Raw genomic sequence first — 17,378 nt, 5'->3', positions numbered from 1 at the left:
AAGCCGCCTGAGATCAAGCGGCCATCACTTCCAATATTGTTTTATCCAATCTTTTTCGGCGGCATTGCCGTGGCTTCAAAGTAAGAAGCCCATCGTATGAGATATACCCAAGCCTTTGAACGGCAAGCGGTATGGAAGAGGATTTCAACACATAATATTTCCACTTACTTCCTGAAGAACCAGAACGCCACTCTGAGCTTCCTTTTACACAGAAGATATAAATACTGTGTATATAGCTACTGTGGGCTGCTTGCAGCGGCAGCACAGTATGAGCAGGGCATGTGGGATCATAGGATTCAGCAAGTGAAGCTACGCTGATCCCGAAAGAATATCTGCCTATCTGTTTGCTTTCAAAATAAGCCATGTCAACGCCTCCTCTTGGAATAATCACTCAGCCGGACAACTTACTTTCATTTATCTTGGCTGCCATTTCACGCTCATACGCCACCTTGATGGAATCATAGATAAAATCCTGATTGGCTGGCGGGAGCTGCTGGTACATTGCCAGCATTTCACTCTCTCTGGTACGTGTTGTCGGGAACGAGGTTTCTCCTGTCAGCAAAAATTCTGGCGTTACTCCTAGAAACTGAGCAATCTGCATAATGTATTTTGCGGGCGGATCGCTGTTTCGCTGCTTCCATGCGGTTGTCTGTGCGGTTCCGATCTTGAGCAGCTTGCAAAGATCAGCCGGTCTTTTTCCTTGTTCTTCCATAATGGAGAACATTCTTTCACATATCGTCATAATATCTACTCCAATAACTTAAAAATGTATAAAAAGAGCTTTACAAACTTACAAACGTATGCTATCATCATAATAACTTACAAATGTATGCTAACAAGCACACGAACGTAAGCAGAAACACAGGTTCCGGGACGAACCTTAGAACTATTTTACAATCTTAACTTACAAATGTAAAGATTGAAATTCCAGAATAAAGGAGGGACAAACGTGGGAGAAAACAAGGAGTTTTCTGACTGGGTAAAAAGAGCGAAAGTTGCAACTACAGAAAAAGGCGTAACGATTGTAGAGATTGCTGAAGAACTTGGGACAGCGACCAATTATCTGTATGGCATTATGAGCGGCAGAGTTTTCTCACAGCCCATGATCCAGCGAGTAAGCGACTACCTTGGAATAGAGGGCGTTGCCAAACGTGATAAGAAAGAGCTGTCCGTGTGGTGCAAAAATGCGAAGATTGCAATGCTGTCACAGGGGATTTCTACAAATCAGCTTGCGGATAGCACTGGCATGAGAAGAGAGTATGTATCTTCAATTCTCAACGGACGTGTGGTTTCACAGCCTGCTATCCAGAAGATCAGCGATTTTTTGAATATTGCATGTAACGCTCTTTGATTTGTAACTATTGTAACATGAAACTATGGAGGACAGCATGGGTAACGGCTATAGGAAAGACGGTAAGAATGTATATTTTGAAGCCAGAAAAAAGGCTGCAATGTATAACGATACCCTAAGTAGCAGGGAAGGGGCTGCAAGGCTGCTTGGAATATCTGCTGCAACATTGACGGACTATGAGCGTGGGATCACGAAAGTAGTGCCGGTAGAAAATGTAGTGCAGATGGCAGAGCTGTATAGATGCCCCGAACTGGAAAATGGGTATTGTAAGCATGAATGTCCGATAGGCAGAAATAGACCAATAGCCACAGAGGTTCCAAGATTGGAGGGAACTGCGCTGCGGCTGATTAAGGAACTGAATGCCGATAAGCTTCAGGAACTAAAGGAATCTGTGGTTGATATTGCGGCAGACGGAAAGATCAGTGCAGACGAAAGGGACGGACTGCGAGAGGTTGTCCAGCAATTAAAAAATATACAGTACGCAATCAGTGAAGTGGTGTTGCTGACAGAAAAGGAACTCGGAGGGAAGGTGTAAGCATGAATGCGGAGGCAATGTTGGAAGTTCTGAAAAGGGATTTTGGGATAAATAACAGAGAAGAATTTGAGACAGCGTGCAAGAATTTCACAGGGCTGGACATTGGCATTTTTATTACACCGGTAGGGGAGGTAACGGAAAATGATGGTAAATGCAGAGAAAGTTATTTACAGACTGTTAATTGGTAGCGTAATCACAGCGGCAACATGGACTTTAATGACAGGAGATTTTGACACTGTGTTTGGCGTACTTACATGGTTTGCGATCACACTTTTTGTACAGGAAGATATTTATGATTTTGTAAGAAAGAAAAGACGGCAGGCCAGAAAAAAGAATTTTAAGATCCGTAAAGCGGCAGAAACAGATTCGAGAGAAAGGATGGGAGCTTAATTATGTGCAGCGTATGCAGAAGAAATCCCTGTGCAGCAGGTTGCCCCAATGCAGAGGAACCAAAACCGATACATATTTGCAAGGAATGTGGCTATGGCATTTATGAGGGCGACCATTATTACGACGGACCAGACGGATATTACTGTGAAGAATGTCTGGAAGATATGTCGGTTAAAGAACTGGTTGAGTTGCTGGGCGATGAACTGAAAACAGCATAAATACAAGATATGGAGGAATATGGGAATGAACGAATTACAGGTAAACGTAACACAGAAACCGGGTGCGGTGCAGTGGAACTTTGAAGAGCTGGTAAATGCTTTGCAGGCTCAAATGCAGCAGTATGAGGCCATGGTATATACAGAAGATACCGTAAAAGACGCAAAAGCAGATGTGGCGGCACTGAGAAAGCTGCGCAGCGAAGTTGAGAGCCGAAGAAAAGAGATCAGAAACAAATGTCTGGAGCCATACGGCGTAATTGAAGAACAGGCCAAAATCCTTACAGGCATGATTGACAAGCCGATAGCCAAGATTTCAGAACAGGTAGAGGAATACACTGAGAAACGGAAACAGGAAAAGAAAGAAGAGATTTTGGCTTTTATGCGCGATACCTTTGCAGATCTGCCAGACAATGTTTCTGCGAAGCTGCGCTTCAAGGTATATGATCCGAAATGGGAAAATGTGACAGCTACGAAGAAAGCATATAAAGACGCTATCACCAGCGCTTATCAGGCTACAAAATCTGATCTTGCGATTTTGGAAGGCGTTGATCCGGATTACAAGGAAGCTGCAATGCAGGCATATATCAAAGATTTGAGCTTGCAGGATGCTATGGCAAAGGCACAGGAACTTCAGAAGCAGAAAGAAATTGTTCTGGAAAATGAGCGCAGACGCAAGGCGGAACAGGAACGGCTTGAGCAGGAGAGAATTGCCAGAGAAAAAGCGCAGGCAGAAGTTGCGGCGCGGCAGAAGGAGGAACAGGAAGCGCAGGCACAGGCTGTCCCAGCATTCCCACCGAAGCAGGAATCTGCAAAAGCACCGGAAATGCCGTTTGGAGAACCGAGTGTGGGTGCTTTTGAAGCGGAAAAGGAAATTGCTGTGCGAGTTATGGTACCTGAAAGCCGAATGGAAGAGTTTGAACAGGCAATGCAGGATCTGTTTATGAGATATGAGGTGATTTGATGGCTGACACAGAGGTAAAAGCAGGAAAAATCTATGCGGCAATATCAAATGTGATGGCTGCGATCAATGCAGTAGGCAAGAACCAGAAGAATCAGAAACAGGGATTTATGTACCGTGGTGTTGATGATGTGATGAATGCCTTGTACCCGGCACTGTCCGAATACCATGTGTTTATAGTACCGCAGATCATTGAGCAGAAAAGAGAAGAACGGCGCACGAACTCAGGAAATGTGCTTTTGTATTCTATTTGTCAGATACGCTTCCGGTTCTATACGGACGATGGAAGTTATGTGGATGCCGTTACAATCGGTGAGGGCATGGACAGCGGAGATAAAGCTACCAACAAAGCTATGGCTGTGGCGTTTAAATATGCTTGCTTCCAAGTATTCTGCATACCTACGGTAGAAATGAATGATCCAGACGGCGATACGCCAGATCCTATTGAACCGTCACAGGAAGCGCAGCAGAAGGAAATTGACGCGGCAAATAACTCCCCGATTGATAAGACAAAGATTTCAGTGATCCGTAATACGATTGCCAGCAAGGGGCTGAAAGAAAGCAGCATTCTGGAACACTACGGAGTCAAGAGCTTTGAGGCAATGTCCTTTGGAATGTGGAATAATGCTATGCAGCTTTTGGGTAAGTATCCAGACAAAGCATAGCGGACGGAGGTCAGAGATGGTAAGAACGTCAGACGATAAAAAGGCATTTTACTTATACAATGATTACATAGACCATGTGAAACTGATGTCTGACGAGGACGCAGGGAAACTGTTCAAGGCGATCTTGGAATATGAGAACGACTTGGAAGTACAGGAACTTTCAGGGGTTGCAGCTATGGCATTTTCCTTTATCAAAAATCAACTGGACAGGGATTCCAGTAAATATGAGGAAATATGCAAAAAGAACCGGGCAAACGGCATGAAAGGTGGCAGACCCCGAAAGAATGCAGAGGAACAGCCAAACCGAACGGTTGTGGAAGAAAACCCAGAAAACCGGACGGTTTTAGAACAGGGAACAGAAGAAATACAGGACAAGAAGCCTGCGAAGAAAGCAAATTCATATCCTAAGAATTTTGAAGAGTTTTGGGCTGTATATCCACGGAAAGATGAAAAAGGTGTTGCCTATGCGAAGTATGCAGCAAGGATCAAGGACGGCTACAGCCCGGAGGAATTGCTGCAAGCGGCAACAGCTTATGCAGATCAGTGCAAACGGTTGAAAACAGAGAAACAGTTCACAAAGCAGGCAAAGACATTTTTATCCGACAAGGCACCGTTTGCAGATTTTTTAAAGAGCGACATTAAGCAGGAACCCGAAAACGATGGCTATGGAGAAGTGGACTTCTCAAAACTGGTGGAGGTATAGCATGGATGTCACAAGTTATCTTCCGATTGAACAAAGTAAAAATGCAGAAAACGTAAAAGATGGAGATTATCAGAAAGATGGACTTTGGTACTGTGGCGTTTGCCACAGACCGAAGCAGCACCGGATAGAGCTGGGATCGTTTAAACGGACAGTGTGGTGTATATGCCAGTGTGACGCTGACCGGTTACAGGAAAGAAAGGAAAAGGATGATTACGAGGAACGAATGCGATACGTGCAGCGGTTGAAAATGGCAAGCTGTATGCCCCGGGATTGCATGGAAGCGAGCTTTTCTGAGTACAGAGTCCGCAAGGAAAATGAGAAAGCGTTCAATATTGCAAAACGGTATGTGGAACGCTTTGGGACTATGAAACAGGAAGCACAGGGTCTTTTGCTGTATGGCCCACTGGGAACCGGGAAGTCCTATACAGCGGCGTGTATTGCAAATGCACTCATGGAACAGAGTGTGCCGGTAATAATGACATCCTTTGTAGAGATCCTGAAGGATATTCAGGGCAGGGGAAGCAAAGAAGCTGAATATATGGACGCACTGAATGCAGCTACCCTGTTGATTATTGATGATCTGGGCGCAGAGCGTGATTCAGCGTATGCAGTAGAAAAGGTATATAGCGTAATTGATCGGCGGGTGCGCTCCGGGAAACCAATGATTCTGACAACCAATTTAAAGGTGCAGGATATGGTTGGGTGTGCGGATCTGAGCTTACGCAGAATATACGACCGGATTTTTGAAAAGTGCTATCCGGTGGAAATGCTTGGAACGTCCTTCCGTTTGGAGGAAGCGGCAAGGCGACAGGCACAGATGAAAATGTTATTTGCTTAAAGGAGGAAAAGCATGGGAACGAACAAAGTAGGAGAAAACATCAAGAAGCTTCGGACGGAAAGCGGTCTTTCACAGAAAGAAGTTGCGCAGGCGATTGGCAGAAGCGAGAGCCAGATTGGTGCTTACGAGAATGGATCAGTGGATATGCCACTGAGCGTATTGTTCAAAATTGCAGCTTGCCTGAAATGTGCCCCCGAGGAACTGATTACTGGTAAACAGGAAAAGCCGGAAAAGAAGTGGGACGCGGAGTTGAAGATATTCCATCAGCAGGACAGATTGACAATGATTCAGATTCTTGCAAAGAACGGATATGAGGTGGGGCAGAACAAACGCTACCCGAGTCCAGACAGCAAGACACTGAGCTATTATGTACACGCAACATTGCTGGAAGATAACGCCGATACGTCCAGAAATGATAAGTAGGAGACGATATGCGGTATATAAGAAAGCCGGAAACGGTGGATGTATTTCAGTTTGGGGCAGATGCAGAAGTATCAGCCCCGAGCTGGTTTATGAAAGAACTGGAGAAAGAACAGATTTTCATTAACCGGGTAATCACAGACGGAGCGACCAAAGTTTACGGATGCACGATCACGACGGCTTATGGAAAACAGAGAGCGAAAAATGGTGATTATATTGTGCGTGCTGCGAATGGCAGCATTTTTCCGGTTAAGAAGAACATATTCAGAACACAGTATGAAAGGGTGAAAACATGAAAGTAGCATTTATTGTGGATGGAGAGCCAAAGGCAAAGCAGAGGCCAAGAGTTGTACAGACAGACCATGGATCCGTAGCATACACACCGAGGCAGACAAAAAATTATGAGGATTGGGTAAAGTGCTGCTATATCAATCAGGTAGGAAGAATAAAATTGCAGGCACCGATCAGAGCTACCATAACTGGCGTATTCCCTATACCGAAAAGCACACCGAAATATAAAAGGGTGAAAATGCTGGCAGGCGAGATTCTGCATACAAAGAAAATAGACTGCGATAATCTGGCAAAAGCTATTCTGGATTCACTGAATAAAATTGCTTATGATGATGATTCGGGAATTTCAATGCTGGTCGTTGATAAGATATATGGTGAAATGCCAAGAGTAGAAATCACACTGGAAGAAATCGGACAATAAGGAGGGCAAATGCGTGGGAAAGAAAGGATTGACTGACGAGGATGTTGCAATGATCGCAAGCGTAGCTGCGGAGAAAGCGATTGAGGCGTACAGAAAAAAGGAAGATTCGGAGCGAAAAAAGCGGGAACGTACTGAAAGCAAACCGGCAAAGACAAAGAAGCTGCTGACCGCATACCGCAGGATGAAAACGGATATTGCGGACACAGAGGAGCTGACAGAGGCAGAAAAGAGAGAGTTCCGCTGGCGGTTCATCGAAGATCTTATGGGAACGGCTGTGAGTAATTGCGACCGGACCGAAAAGGACATTGAGAAATATGAGACAAAGCGGAAACAGAATTTATTCTATGTGCAGATTATTGATCGCGCCATGAAACTGTATAAACAGGAGTGCGAAAGTTCGCCTTACGAGGAAGATGTTCGTCGGTACAGAGAGGTACATGCCATGTACATTGCTGATGAACCAAAGACCGTGCAGCAGATTTCTGAATTAGAAAATGTCAGCGACAAGACTGTGTACAATGATTTCAGAATTGCATGTGCCGCCATCTCTGTGTATTTGCTTGGAGCCTGAGTTTTACAGGCTTTATGGACATTTTACCACGCATTACAATTCGGACGCTCCCTATGGCTGTGAGGGCTTGTGGGAGCATTTCAAAATGTTTAGGTTTACCTTAGAAACGTACTGCGGTAATATGGTAGTGCGAGTTCCCATGGTTTCGACCATAGCAGGGGCAAGTATTTCTGTTCTTGTATCCTCCAATCACAAGGACACCAGAAAAAGCAGGTGGCTGGACTTACCGCCAGTCACCAATGCCCTGAGGAAAAATGCAGACCGCCGAAAAGGCGGTTTTTTTATACCCAAATTTAGGGGAAAGGAGAATACTATGAACGATAAGAATGCAGTAATGATGGAAAAGTCCGAGCTTATGAAGCTGGTAGACATCACACCATATGCGAACAATCCGCGAAAAAATGATCGTGCAATCGAGCCGGTGATGAACAGTATCAGAGAGTTTGGATTTAACCAGCCGATCGTTGTTGACAAAGATCATGTGATTATCGTAGGACATACCCGGTATCTGGCAGCGCTGGAACTTGGGCTTGAAAAAGTTCCGGTATATGTTGCAGCGCACCTTTCCGAAGAACAGGCAAGAGCTTACCGCTTGGCAGACAACAAGACAAATGAGTTTTCTGAATGGGACGCAGGCCTGTTGGAGCTGGAATTGGATGCAGTAGAAGATCTGGATATGTCTGATTATGGTTTTGAAGATGATGATGTAGAACTGGACATTCCAAAAGACAGTAAGGATGACAGCGAAAGTCTTGAAACTCAGGAGTACATGAAATTTGCCGGTCACAATGTACCTATGAGTGATTACGAGGTGGAGCTGCTGGAGAAGAAGTTGAATGAATATACCGATGAAACCGGTACTGCTTATGGCTTCGTGCGGCACATTCTGGAAGAATAATGCGGTTTATTGAAAATTATCCAATAGACCAGATCACACCGGCAGATTACAACCCACGTAAAATCAAAGAGAACGCTTTTGAGAAGCTACAGGAAAGTCTTTTGAAGTTTGGCGTATGCAAAGCTGTCATTGCAAACCTTGACGGCACCATCGTTGCAGGGCACCAGAGAACAAAGGCCATGAAAGCGGTTGGCATAAATCACTGCCCGATATTCATTCTGGAAAAGAACGTATCTTTACAGGATGAAATCAAATTCAACTTGATGCACAACAGCGTGGAAACGGAAACGGCAAAGATGCGTATTGACAATGCAGCGGATATTCCGTTTGGATTTACACTGGTGAAAAACGAGCATCTGGAAACAGTGCATAAGGGCAAAGGTTCCATTATCAAAGAAATCAGCCGTCTGATCTCAAAATACGGAGATTACGGAAACATTATTGTGGACGAGGACGGCAATGTGATCCACAATGCAGATTATGCGTATTGCTGCAAGTTGCTGGGAAATGATGTTGTGGTTTATAAAATGCACAATGAGCATGTGCGAGAGTTTCTGATGTATCTTGGCATTGATTATGGCGAATACAATTACGAGACCTTGGGAATTAAGCCTTATGTGCAGACGCATTGCCAAATGAGCCGCAACGGATCCAGTATCAAAAGCACGCTCTATGAGAATTTTGTAATTCCAAGCCTCACGAAATCAGATAGGCTTGTGGATTTTGGCGCAGGCAAATGTTTCTACAGCAAGAACCTGCGGCAGAAAGGCTACGACACACATTGGTACGAGCCGTTCTACAAAACGGAAGGAACTGAAAAGCTGAATGTAAGCGAAGTCGTCCGCATGATTAAAGCACTTAACAGGGATATAAAGGAAAAGGGGCTTTACAATGTGGTCGTGCTGGATTCAGTAATCAATTCCATAACGAGCAATGATTATGAAGACTGGGTGTTGACATGCTGCAACGCTCTGATGTCCCAAGACGGAACATTCTTCACCGGTACACGAAACCTGCAGGTCGTACAGGACAGAGGAAATCTGGAAACAAGTTCGGATTCTGTAAGATATATTGAATTTCTGGATAAAGATAATTTCAGCGCCACTTTCCGCAAAGGAACATGGACGATGCAGAAATTCCATGATAAAGAATCACTGACACGCACACTGAAAAGATATTTTGAAGATGTGCAGGTTGTTGATAAAGGAGCAACACAGATCTGGGCTGTATGCAGAAAACCGAAAGACCTCGGAAAAGAAAGATACGAGAAAGCGCTCGATATTGAATTCAATCTGGAATATCCCGGAGGATACAGACACAATCAACATGAGCGCTTGGTTGAGACTATTTTAAGTTATCATTGAACCAGTTAGCAAACTGCCAGTTCCGGCAAGTGCTGTAAGATTTATAAATCATCTTCGGGTGATGATTAAAACGAGGGTCGATAGGTAACTCAATGGCATCCTCTATTGTGATGGATATGCCATTGCTTTGATAAGTGAGTACATTTCCTTCACATGGTCGAAATGCGAGATGAAAGTTTTTCGACCAGTTATACGGATAGGCTACACCACACAGGTAGTAGACACTGTTCGAGAGGGGGATGTCTGCAGCTTCGGTGATACGGTTGTTGATTCGAGTATCATATTCACCGATAAGACATTTGGCACAATGCTGTGATAGATCGACATCCGTTACAGTTTTCAACCATAGATATTTGAATGTCGATGTGACCGTCATGTTTTTAATACGCATGATACATGGCCTCCTTTCACTGTATATTCTAACATATCCGAGGGGATACATAAAGCAAAATACAGACCGAAAACAAAGGTAGGAAAGTGAGGTGAGAATGTGGGAAATGAGGGCAATCTAAAGCCTGTCCGAACCGAGGAAGAAGCAAGAGAGAAGGGGAGGAGGGGCGGAATCAAATCTGGGGAGTCACGCAGGCGCAAGAGAGACATGAAAAAGGCAGCTCAGCTGCTCATGGGGCTGGATATAAAAAGCCCCAAATTGCAGGAGCAGGTGAAAGGCTATGGGCTGGAAGATGAAGACGTGAATAACCAGATGGCAGTCCTTGTTTCCATGTTCGTGCAGGCCACAAAGGGAAACGTCCGGGCAGCAGAGTTCATTCGGGATACGATGGGTGAGAATCCAGAAACTCTGTACAAGATGGAAGAGCTGAAGCAGCGCAAGCGTGAATTTGAATATCAGAAACAGAAAGACCGGGAACAGGCAGGAGGAACTGAGAATGATGCACTGAAAGCATGGGCGGAAAAGGTCAAATCTATGAGAGAAGGTGGCGACAGTGGATGATAAGTGGCTGACCGACTTCATAGAAGAATCCATACCGCTGTGGCTGAATGATCCAGTGCTGTTCTTCCGGGAAGTTCTTGAATTTGAGCCGGACGACTGGCAGGTGGAAGCGGCTCATAATATTCGGACTCACAACCGGGTGGCAATCAAGTCTGGACAGGGTGTTGGGAAGACAGCATTTGAGGCTGGCATCTTCCTGTGGTTTCTGACCTGCTATTACAATGCCAGAGTGGTAGCGACTGCGCCTACTCAGCAGCAGCTTCACGACGTTCTGTGGAGCGAGGTTGCAAAGTGGATGAATAATTCTCCACTACTTCCGGCATTACTGAAATGGACAAAGACCTATGTGTATGTCAAAGGCTATGAGAAACGCTGGTTCGCCGTAGCGAGGACAGCAAACAAACCAGAGAACATGCAGGGCTTCCATGAGGATAACATGCTGTTCATCGTGGACGAGGCTTCCGGTGTTGCAGATCCAATTATGGAAGCCATAATGGGTACACTGTCCGGTGACAATAATAAGCTGCTGATGTGCGGCAACCCAACAAAAACAACAGGCACGTTCTATGATGCTTTTACCGTAGACCGTGCCATTTTTGCGTTACAGACCGTATCCTCCCGGGACAGCAAGCGAACCAACAAAGACAACATTGCTTCACTTGACCGGAAGTATGGCAAGGATAGTAATGTGGTTCGAGTCCGAGTGGACGGTAAATTTCCAGAGCAGGAAGATGATGTATTCATTCCAGCTTCATGGATTGAAGACTCCATTTCTACTGAGATGGAAAAGGAAACGGCACTTGCTTTTGGAGTATATGTTTCTGAAAGCGGCGAGAAAATCCGAGATGTGCGCGGCGTGCTGACGATAGATATTGGGTGCGACGTTGCCCGATTCGGAGATGATAGAACCTGTATCACATTCAAGGTCAATGAGGTGGTACAGATCTACAAGAAGTACAACGGCAAAAATACTGTCTGGACAACCGGAACCATCTGCCAGCTTTACAACGAGTTGAAAAAGATATTCTGCTTTTCAGGAGTTATCCCTGTAAAGGTAGACGATGGCGGAGTTGGTGGAGGCGTTACGGATCAGCTCAAAGCTGCGAAGAAAGCAAACCCGGAAGTATATGGGGATATGGACGTTGTGCCTGTGAATTTCGGGCAAAGGATCAAGCATAAAAGATTCTATGACAGCACCACATATATGATGGGAGTTGTCCGGGATATGATACAGCCGTTTGACGAAGAGGGAAAGCCCCGGAAGTCGCAGCTGATTCTTCCAAATGACAACGATATGGTGGGACAGCTATCCTGCCGTAAATATGATTTCGTGGAAACCCGGCAAAAGGTGGAATCGAAAGCGGAAATGAAAAAGAGGGGATTAAGCTCCCCGGACGAAGCTGACAGCGTACTGCTTGCAGTATTGCCGGTCAAATCAAAGAAGAGAGGTGAGAAGAAATGAGTGATTCAGCAAAAACAGCAAAGCCACGTCCAGTCCATGCGAGAGTTATCAAGGAAATGCAGCCAGTACAGAAGCCGGTGCAGAAAGCAGAGACTTCCACGCAGATTGAAATTCAGGAAGCCTTTAATGGCAGCGAGTGGATTCAGCAGCCTATGGATCTGCATGTGCTGGAACGTTATGTGTCTGAAAGCTCTATCCTGCCTCAGTGTATTCATTCATACCGCAATAATATTCCGGGATTTGGTATTGGAGTCCGCTACATTGAAGATGTTGAGGAAACACCGGATATGGTAGATGAATTCAACAAAGCGGAAGAAATCATAGAGCTGCTTACCATTGAGCAGGACACAAAGGAAATCTTCGAGGACATTATCGAAGCGCGGGAAACCTACGGCATAGCTTACGTTGAAGTTATCCGCAATCTTGCAAATGAAGTGGTACAGATAGAGTTTATCCGTAACACTCCAAGCATAATGAAGACCGAACCACTGGAACCATATGTGCCATTTACCTATTACCATCATGGAACCAGCCTTGTAAGACAGCGGAAGTTCCGTAAATACCGACAGGACATTGGCGGGAAAACGGTGTATTACAAAGAATTTGGAGATCCAAGAATCATGGACCGGCGCAATGGCAAGTATCTGGAAACTGGTGAAGCTCTGGATCGTAAATGGCAGGCCAATGAAATACTTGAGTTTGCCATTGGAACCAAGCCATACGGTGAGGTCCGGTGGATAGGACAGCTTTTAGGAGTAGACGGCAGCCGGAGAGCGGAGAGCCTGAATAATAATTATTTTATCAACGGACGGCACACGCCGCTGCTGATTATGATTAAGGGCGGCACTCTGACAGAAGACAGCTACACAAAGCTTCAAGAGTATATGAACGGAATTAAGGGCGAGCAGGGGCAGCACGCCTTTATTGTTTTGGAAGCGGAAAATGCAGAGCAGCGCACCGATTTTGACACCAGCGACAAGCCGGAAATTGAGATCAAGGACATTGCCAGTATTCTCCAAAAAGACGAGCTGTTTCAGGAATACTTGGAAAATAACCGGAAGAGAGTGCAGTCAGCGTTCTTACTGCCAGATCTGTATGTGGGCTACACCACAGACTTCAATCGTGCTACAGCGCAGACGGCGAAAGAGGTCACTGAAGAGCAGGTCTTCCAGCCAGAGCGAATATCTCTGGCATGGGTGATAAACAATAAGCTGCTGAATGGCTACCAGTTCAAACATGTGGAGGCATACTTCCTTGCACCGAATATCACGAACCCAGATGATCTGTACAAGATTCTTACAGTAAGCAACAATGCAGGCGGACTGACTCCGAATAAGGCAAAAGATGTTGTTTATCGTATGCTGGGCGAAACCTCAGAGGATTACGAAGAGGAATGGGGCGACATTCCATTGAAGATATACGCTGAGCGGAACTCTTCCGTTGCTGATGTGAACGGTATCGCGGCGCAGCTTACGCAGCAAATTCAGAAAGCTCAGAGCAATAATACACCGGATGAAGTGGTTTCCGTAATGAAATCCGTCCAGAAGCTGTTGAAAGAGATCAAAGAGCAGGAGGGCAAGCAATGAAAATCAGTATCAAAACCAGCGATAAGAAAAACAAATATATGACTCACATCGTTGCAAATGGCATTGACCTTGGAATGTATGCCAGTGGCTATCAGCTCAAGCAGGAACCCGGGGAGATACCGGTGCTCAGTGTGGACATTCCTGTGACGGATATGGATATTGATCTGCCGGAAGGCTGTGTGATCGTAAGACAGGAGGGCAAGGAGCATGAAACTGAATGTGGATCCCCTGCTGGAAGCGATTGAACGGTACATTGTAAAAGCGGACGATGATCTGGAAGAACGGCTCAACGAAGAGGGGTATGTAGAGGCTGGCGTAGCGGTAGCTCATATAGGAACCATTGAGGACGGCGTGACGGCGGCAGTGGAGAACAACGTGGACGAAGTGTTGGCGAGATTGCAGAACGCATCTGGTGTAGACGATTTCGTTGAAACTGTATGGCCCGAAATCAGCAACTCAGATGAAATGGAAAAAGCTCTGCATGATTTGTTTTATCAGCAATTCGACGAACTGCTTCACAGATTTACAAAACAGTGGATCATATCAGCAGACCCGGAACTTGGAGAAGTGATTGACGATGGAATCACAAAACCAGCGGAGGCGTTTATCAAAGGGTGGAGCCAACAGCTTGCCAATCTCATGCACCTGAACACGAAAGATGGAATTGAAAAGATCCTGCTGGACGCACAGGAACAAAAGCAGACCATTGATGAAGTGGCACAGGCTATAGCTGACAGCGGAATCCGTGAATGTGGTTACCGAAGCCGCAGGGTTGCGGTAACGGAAGTTCTTCGTGTTGAGGAGTATGCACATCAGGAAGCCCGGATACAAAACCCGTCCTGCTACAAAAAAGAGTGGGTACATACCGGTGCGGCGCATCCGAGAGAAAACCATGTAGCCATAAGTGGGCAGCAGGTTTTCAAAAGAGAACCGTTCACACTTATCGGAAAGAACGGCGGCACTTATTATCCTATGTGTCCGAGAGATACGTCGCTTCCAGCGGAAGAAAGCATAAACTGCCATTGCATCACAAAGGACATTGTGGATCAGGAAATTCTTGGAATGTCGTTAGACGAACGTGTTTCCTTGCGAGAGAAATATATGAGCGAGGTTAATGCGGAGTATGATGCCTTTGAACAGAAATTCAATGAGGAACATGGAATCGAGGAAATGAGGGACGACCCGAGTATTACTTGGAATATGTACAATGCCTACTATGAGGCTTGGAGAAATGGAGAAATTTGAATGAAAAAAAGCGACACACAGCATGGGACAAGAGCACCGTGCTGTTTTTTATGCCCCATATTGAAAATCTAAAGAAAGGAGCAAAGCAGAAATGCGGAACAAAGTAGCGAAAGCGTATGCCATGACCGATGTCAAGCCGATATTCGTATCATTGGTTGACAAAGCTGCGAATCAGCGGCAGTTCCTGCTGACGAAATCGCAGGATGGCAGCGCAATCTTTCAGACCTATGGAAGAATCCTGAAAGCCGACAGTGAAGCACATTATGTGACTGGTATCGTATATGAGCCGATGGAAGAGGATACACAGGGCAATTATATGACAGCGGAAGAGATTGAAAAAGCGCAGCGTTGGTTTGCCAAAAATGCGAACAGCATTGATCTTCAGCACAACTTCGAGAAGATGGAAAGCGCGGCTGTGGTTGAGAACTGGATTGCAAAATGCGACTGCCAGATCAACGGACAGGATGTGAAAGAGGGATCATGGCTTATGACTGTTGAGGTATCCGACCCCGGCATCTATGAAGCTATCGAAAAGGGAGAAATTACCGGATTCAGCATGGGCGGAACAGGCGTTTACAGCAATGTGGATGATGATATTTCCTGCGACGAGCCGGTTACAAAAACCGGGCTGAACATCTTCCAGAAGATGGCAAAAGCATTTACAGCACCGAAAGCAGTACAGAAGGGTGCAGTCATGGAGAACTATAAAAGAACCAGTATCCATGATAACTTCTGGAATGCCTATTATGCACTGTCTGATTATCTGCTGGATGCCTACAATCCGGAAACCGGACGCTGGGAAATCCAGACAGACGAGGATGTGATTCGCAGCGCATTGGACGATTTCAACCAGATCGTCACACAGCTTCTCACCGGCAATGAACCGGTAGTGAAAGCCTTGAATGCAGCTTCCGTCGAAAAGGCAGCAGGTGCAGGAAAAGAAAACCTGAATGTTCTGAAAAGTATCTACCAGAATCTCGGAACATTCATTGAGAAATCAGAAGAACAGGAGGGAATGGAAGTGGAGATTACCAAAGCCGAATTAGAGACTATCGTAGCTGGCGCAGTTCAGAAAGCTATGGGAGCGAGCCAGAACGCTGCAAATCCGCCTCAGAACGCAGAGGGTGCAGCAATTACCACCAATGACGTTCAGAAAGCTGCTGGCGGCTGTGAGGGCGCAGAGGAACCCATTACAGCGGAAACTATTGAGAAAATGGTAAATGCAGCAATTCAGAAAGCAGTAAATCCGCCGGAAGAACCTATGACAATGGCAAAAGCGCAGGAGTTTGTAGAAGCTGCTGTAGCAAAGGCACTTGATCCGATTATCAAGAGCGCTGGTCTTCCGAGTAATTTAAACAATGCTGACAGCTCCGTTCAGAAAAGTGCGCCGGAGAGCCACTTTATGGACGGAGTTTTCTTTTAATCAAAAATAAGGAGGAATAGATTATGCCGACAAATAGAGAACTTCTTATGAGAGCTGCCGGTACTGCAATCAGCACCGGTTCACTGGCCGGCGGCGGACTCTTACAGCCGTATCAGGCAAGACAGTTCATCCAGCAGACTTTTGAGGCAACAAACCTTGCACCGCTGGTAAGACATGAGATGCGTGCGGAACGCAGAGGTGAGATTGATAAAATCGGTATTGCCCCGAGACTTCTGAGAGAAAAGAAAGAGAACACTGACGACGGCTACAGAGCTTCCGTAGCAACAAGCCAGATCAGCTTCTCTACCACACCGGTTAGACTTCCTTGGGAAGTTACGGAAGAAACGCTCCGTCAGAACATCGAGGGAGAAAACATGAATAAGGTTATCACAGACCTTATGACCGCACAGCTTGGTGTTGATATGGAAGATCTGTACCTGAATGGTAATGAAGATGTGTCCAAAGCGGCAGAGTTCAGCGAATCAAAAACATATGCTGCTGGCGATACCGTTACGCATAACAAGAAACTTTATATCTTCGACAAGGCACATTCTGCTGGTACATGGGCTGGGACAGACACTACAGAGATCGGAGAGGCAGCAGATGTTGATTTCTTAAAGGTTAATGACGGATGGATCAAACAGATCAAAGAGGGCGGCCATATACTTGATAAATCTTCTGAGGCTGAAATGAGCTTGGATATGTTTTATCAGATGGTTGCGTCCATCCCGAATAAGTACAACAACGGAAAACTCCGCTGGCTTATGTCACCGAGAAGAGCGCAGCAGTGGGAACTGTTCCTGCTGAATCTGGTCGCACATCATGGCGGCGCAGTGCCGGATAACATGTACACAGCACCGGTAAAAATCCCGACTGTTGAATGCCCGAGCATGAGCGACGATGTGATTCTTCTTACTGATCCGAAGAACCTGATCGTAGTAAACAGCTATACCGTAAAGATCCGCAGTACCAACACTGATAAGGAATCTATCATGATGGACAAGCGTTTCTATGTGGCACATCTGGATTACGACCCGATCATCGAGGAAAAGGATGCGACAGGCATCTTACTTCTGAAGCGGTAAGC

The 17,378-nt window shown here is 45.7% G+C and carries 24 protein-coding genes; 21 read left to right on the top strand and 3 right to left on the bottom strand.

The window, feature by feature from the left end; genetic code table 11:
• Positions 1-13 precede the first annotated feature (13 nt).
• Positions 14-364, bottom strand: a complete 351-nt coding sequence (locus tag H8716_RS11515; RefSeq protein ID WP_249308985.1) for a hypothetical protein — start codon at positions 362-364, stop codon at positions 14-16.
• A gap of 27 nt (positions 365-391) precedes the next feature.
• The gene (locus H8716_RS11510; protein ID WP_195978093.1) at positions 392-742 is read right to left on the bottom strand and encodes a helix-turn-helix domain-containing protein; all 351 of its coding nucleotides are present in this window, start codon (positions 740-742) and stop codon (positions 392-394) included.
• A 207-nt stretch (positions 743-949) separates the two neighbouring features.
• On the opposite strand from H8716_RS11510, the gene H8716_RS17735 reads away from it, so the two are divergent.
• The 14 genes from H8716_RS17735 to H8716_RS11440 all read left to right on the top strand — a co-directional run bounded on the left by H8716_RS17735 (position 950) and on the right by H8716_RS11440 (position 9,623).
• Positions 950-1,351, top strand: a complete 402-nt coding sequence (locus H8716_RS17735; protein ID WP_249308983.1) for a helix-turn-helix transcriptional regulator — start codon at positions 950-952, stop codon at positions 1,349-1,351.
• Between the two features lie 37 nt (positions 1,352-1,388).
• Complete coding sequence (locus tag H8716_RS11500) at positions 1,389-1,886, top strand: helix-turn-helix domain-containing protein (protein ID WP_249308982.1); 498 nt, start codon at positions 1,389-1,391, stop codon at positions 1,884-1,886.
• A gap of 141 nt (positions 1,887-2,027) precedes the next feature.
• Entirely contained in the window at positions 2,028-2,276 is a 249-nt protein-coding gene (locus H8716_RS11495) for a hypothetical protein (protein WP_249308981.1), read from the top strand.
• A gap of 2 nt (positions 2,277-2,278) precedes the next feature.
• The gene (locus H8716_RS11490; RefSeq protein ID WP_195978096.1) at positions 2,279-2,494 is read left to right on the top strand and encodes a hypothetical protein; all 216 of its coding nucleotides are present in this window, start codon (positions 2,279-2,281) and stop codon (positions 2,492-2,494) included.
• A 25-nt stretch (positions 2,495-2,519) separates the two neighbouring features.
• The gene (locus H8716_RS11485) at positions 2,520-3,455 is read left to right on the top strand and encodes a DUF1351 domain-containing protein (RefSeq protein WP_249308980.1); all 936 of its coding nucleotides are present in this window, start codon (positions 2,520-2,522) and stop codon (positions 3,453-3,455) included.
• Complete coding sequence (locus tag H8716_RS11480) at positions 3,455-4,117, top strand: ERF family protein (protein ID WP_249308979.1); 663 nt, start codon at positions 3,455-3,457, stop codon at positions 4,115-4,117. Before H8716_RS11485 ends, H8716_RS11480 begins: the two co-directional genes overlap by 1 nt.
• A gap of 16 nt (positions 4,118-4,133) precedes the next feature.
• A complete protein-coding gene (locus tag H8716_RS11475) occupies positions 4,134-4,820 on the top strand; it encodes a DUF6291 domain-containing protein (RefSeq protein WP_249308978.1) in 687 nt (228 codons plus the stop codon).
• A gap of 1 nt (position 4,821) precedes the next feature.
• Positions 4,822-5,658 (top strand): ATP-binding protein, encoded by an 837-nt coding sequence (locus tag H8716_RS11470; protein WP_249308976.1) that lies wholly within the window; start codon positions 4,822-4,824, stop codon positions 5,656-5,658.
• 12 nt (positions 5,659-5,670) lie between these two features.
• Positions 5,671-6,081: a helix-turn-helix domain-containing protein gene (locus H8716_RS11465; protein WP_249308975.1), complete on the top strand. Its 411-nt coding sequence runs from the start codon at positions 5,671-5,673 to the stop codon at positions 6,079-6,081.
• An 8-nt stretch (positions 6,082-6,089) separates the two neighbouring features.
• Positions 6,090-6,374, top strand: a complete 285-nt coding sequence (locus H8716_RS11460) for a hypothetical protein (protein ID WP_195978102.1) — start codon at positions 6,090-6,092, stop codon at positions 6,372-6,374.
• A complete protein-coding gene (locus H8716_RS11455; protein ID WP_249308973.1) occupies positions 6,371-6,790 on the top strand; it encodes a RusA family crossover junction endodeoxyribonuclease in 420 nt (139 codons plus the stop codon). Before H8716_RS11460 ends, H8716_RS11455 begins: the two co-directional genes overlap by 4 nt.
• 13 nt (positions 6,791-6,803) lie before the next feature.
• Positions 6,804-7,361: a MerR family transcriptional regulator gene (locus H8716_RS11450; RefSeq protein ID WP_249308972.1), complete on the top strand. Its 558-nt coding sequence runs from the start codon at positions 6,804-6,806 to the stop codon at positions 7,359-7,361.
• Between the two features lie 313 nt (positions 7,362-7,674).
• A complete protein-coding gene (locus tag H8716_RS11445; RefSeq protein WP_249308971.1) occupies positions 7,675-8,259 on the top strand; it encodes a ParB N-terminal domain-containing protein in 585 nt (194 codons plus the stop codon).
• On the top strand, positions 8,259-9,623 hold the full coding sequence (locus H8716_RS11440; protein WP_249308970.1) for a ParB N-terminal domain-containing protein: 1,365 nt from the start codon (positions 8,259-8,261) through the stop codon (positions 9,621-9,623). Before H8716_RS11445 ends, H8716_RS11440 begins: the two co-directional genes overlap by 1 nt.
• Here the strand turns inward: H8716_RS11440 and H8716_RS11435 are convergent.
• Positions 9,604-10,014: a hypothetical protein gene (locus tag H8716_RS11435; RefSeq protein WP_195978106.1), complete on the bottom strand. Its 411-nt coding sequence runs from the start codon at positions 10,012-10,014 to the stop codon at positions 9,604-9,606. The two genes, H8716_RS11440 and H8716_RS11435, sit on opposite strands and share 20 nt — an antisense overlap.
• 207 nt (positions 10,015-10,221) lie before the next feature.
• On the opposite strand from H8716_RS11435, the gene H8716_RS11430 reads away from it, so the two are divergent.
• The 7 genes from H8716_RS11430 (at position 10,222) to H8716_RS11400 (ending at position 17,376) form a co-directional block, all read left to right on the top strand.
• Positions 10,222-10,575: a hypothetical protein gene (locus H8716_RS11430; protein WP_195978107.1), complete on the top strand. Its 354-nt coding sequence runs from the start codon at positions 10,222-10,224 to the stop codon at positions 10,573-10,575.
• Positions 10,568-12,037 carry a DEAD/DEAH box helicase family protein gene (locus H8716_RS11425; protein WP_249308969.1) on the top strand — a complete coding sequence of 490 codons (1,470 nt, stop codon included), beginning with the start codon at positions 10,568-10,570 and terminating at the stop codon, positions 12,035-12,037. The genes H8716_RS11430 and H8716_RS11425 overlap by 8 nt, the downstream gene beginning before the upstream one ends.
• The gene (locus H8716_RS11420; protein WP_249308968.1) at positions 12,034-13,623 is read left to right on the top strand and encodes a phage portal protein; all 1,590 of its coding nucleotides are present in this window, start codon (positions 12,034-12,036) and stop codon (positions 13,621-13,623) included. The genes H8716_RS11425 and H8716_RS11420 overlap by 4 nt, the downstream gene beginning before the upstream one ends.
• Positions 13,620-13,868, top strand: a complete 249-nt coding sequence (locus H8716_RS11415) for a hypothetical protein (protein WP_249308967.1) — start codon at positions 13,620-13,622, stop codon at positions 13,866-13,868. Before H8716_RS11420 ends, H8716_RS11415 begins: the two co-directional genes overlap by 4 nt.
• Positions 13,831-14,868, top strand: a complete 1,038-nt coding sequence (locus H8716_RS11410) for a phage minor head protein (protein WP_249308966.1) — start codon at positions 13,831-13,833, stop codon at positions 14,866-14,868. Before H8716_RS11415 ends, H8716_RS11410 begins: the two co-directional genes overlap by 38 nt.
• A 91-nt stretch (positions 14,869-14,959) precedes the next feature.
• Complete coding sequence (locus tag H8716_RS11405; RefSeq protein WP_249308965.1) at positions 14,960-16,291, top strand: XkdF-like putative serine protease domain-containing protein; 1,332 nt, start codon at positions 14,960-14,962, stop codon at positions 16,289-16,291.
• A 23-nt stretch (positions 16,292-16,314) separates the two neighbouring features.
• Positions 16,315-17,376 (top strand): hypothetical protein, encoded by a 1,062-nt coding sequence (locus H8716_RS11400; RefSeq protein ID WP_249308964.1) that lies wholly within the window; start codon positions 16,315-16,317, stop codon positions 17,374-17,376.
• Positions 17,377-17,378 lie beyond the last annotated feature (2 nt).

This window comes from Jingyaoa shaoxingensis, from assembly GCF_014385005.1.
Classification (GTDB): Bacteria; Bacillota; Clostridia; order Lachnospirales; family Lachnospiraceae; genus Marvinbryantia; species Marvinbryantia shaoxingensis.
The sequence above is the reverse complement of the archived record's forward strand: the minus strand, read 5'-3'. Positions and strand labels throughout refer to the sequence as shown.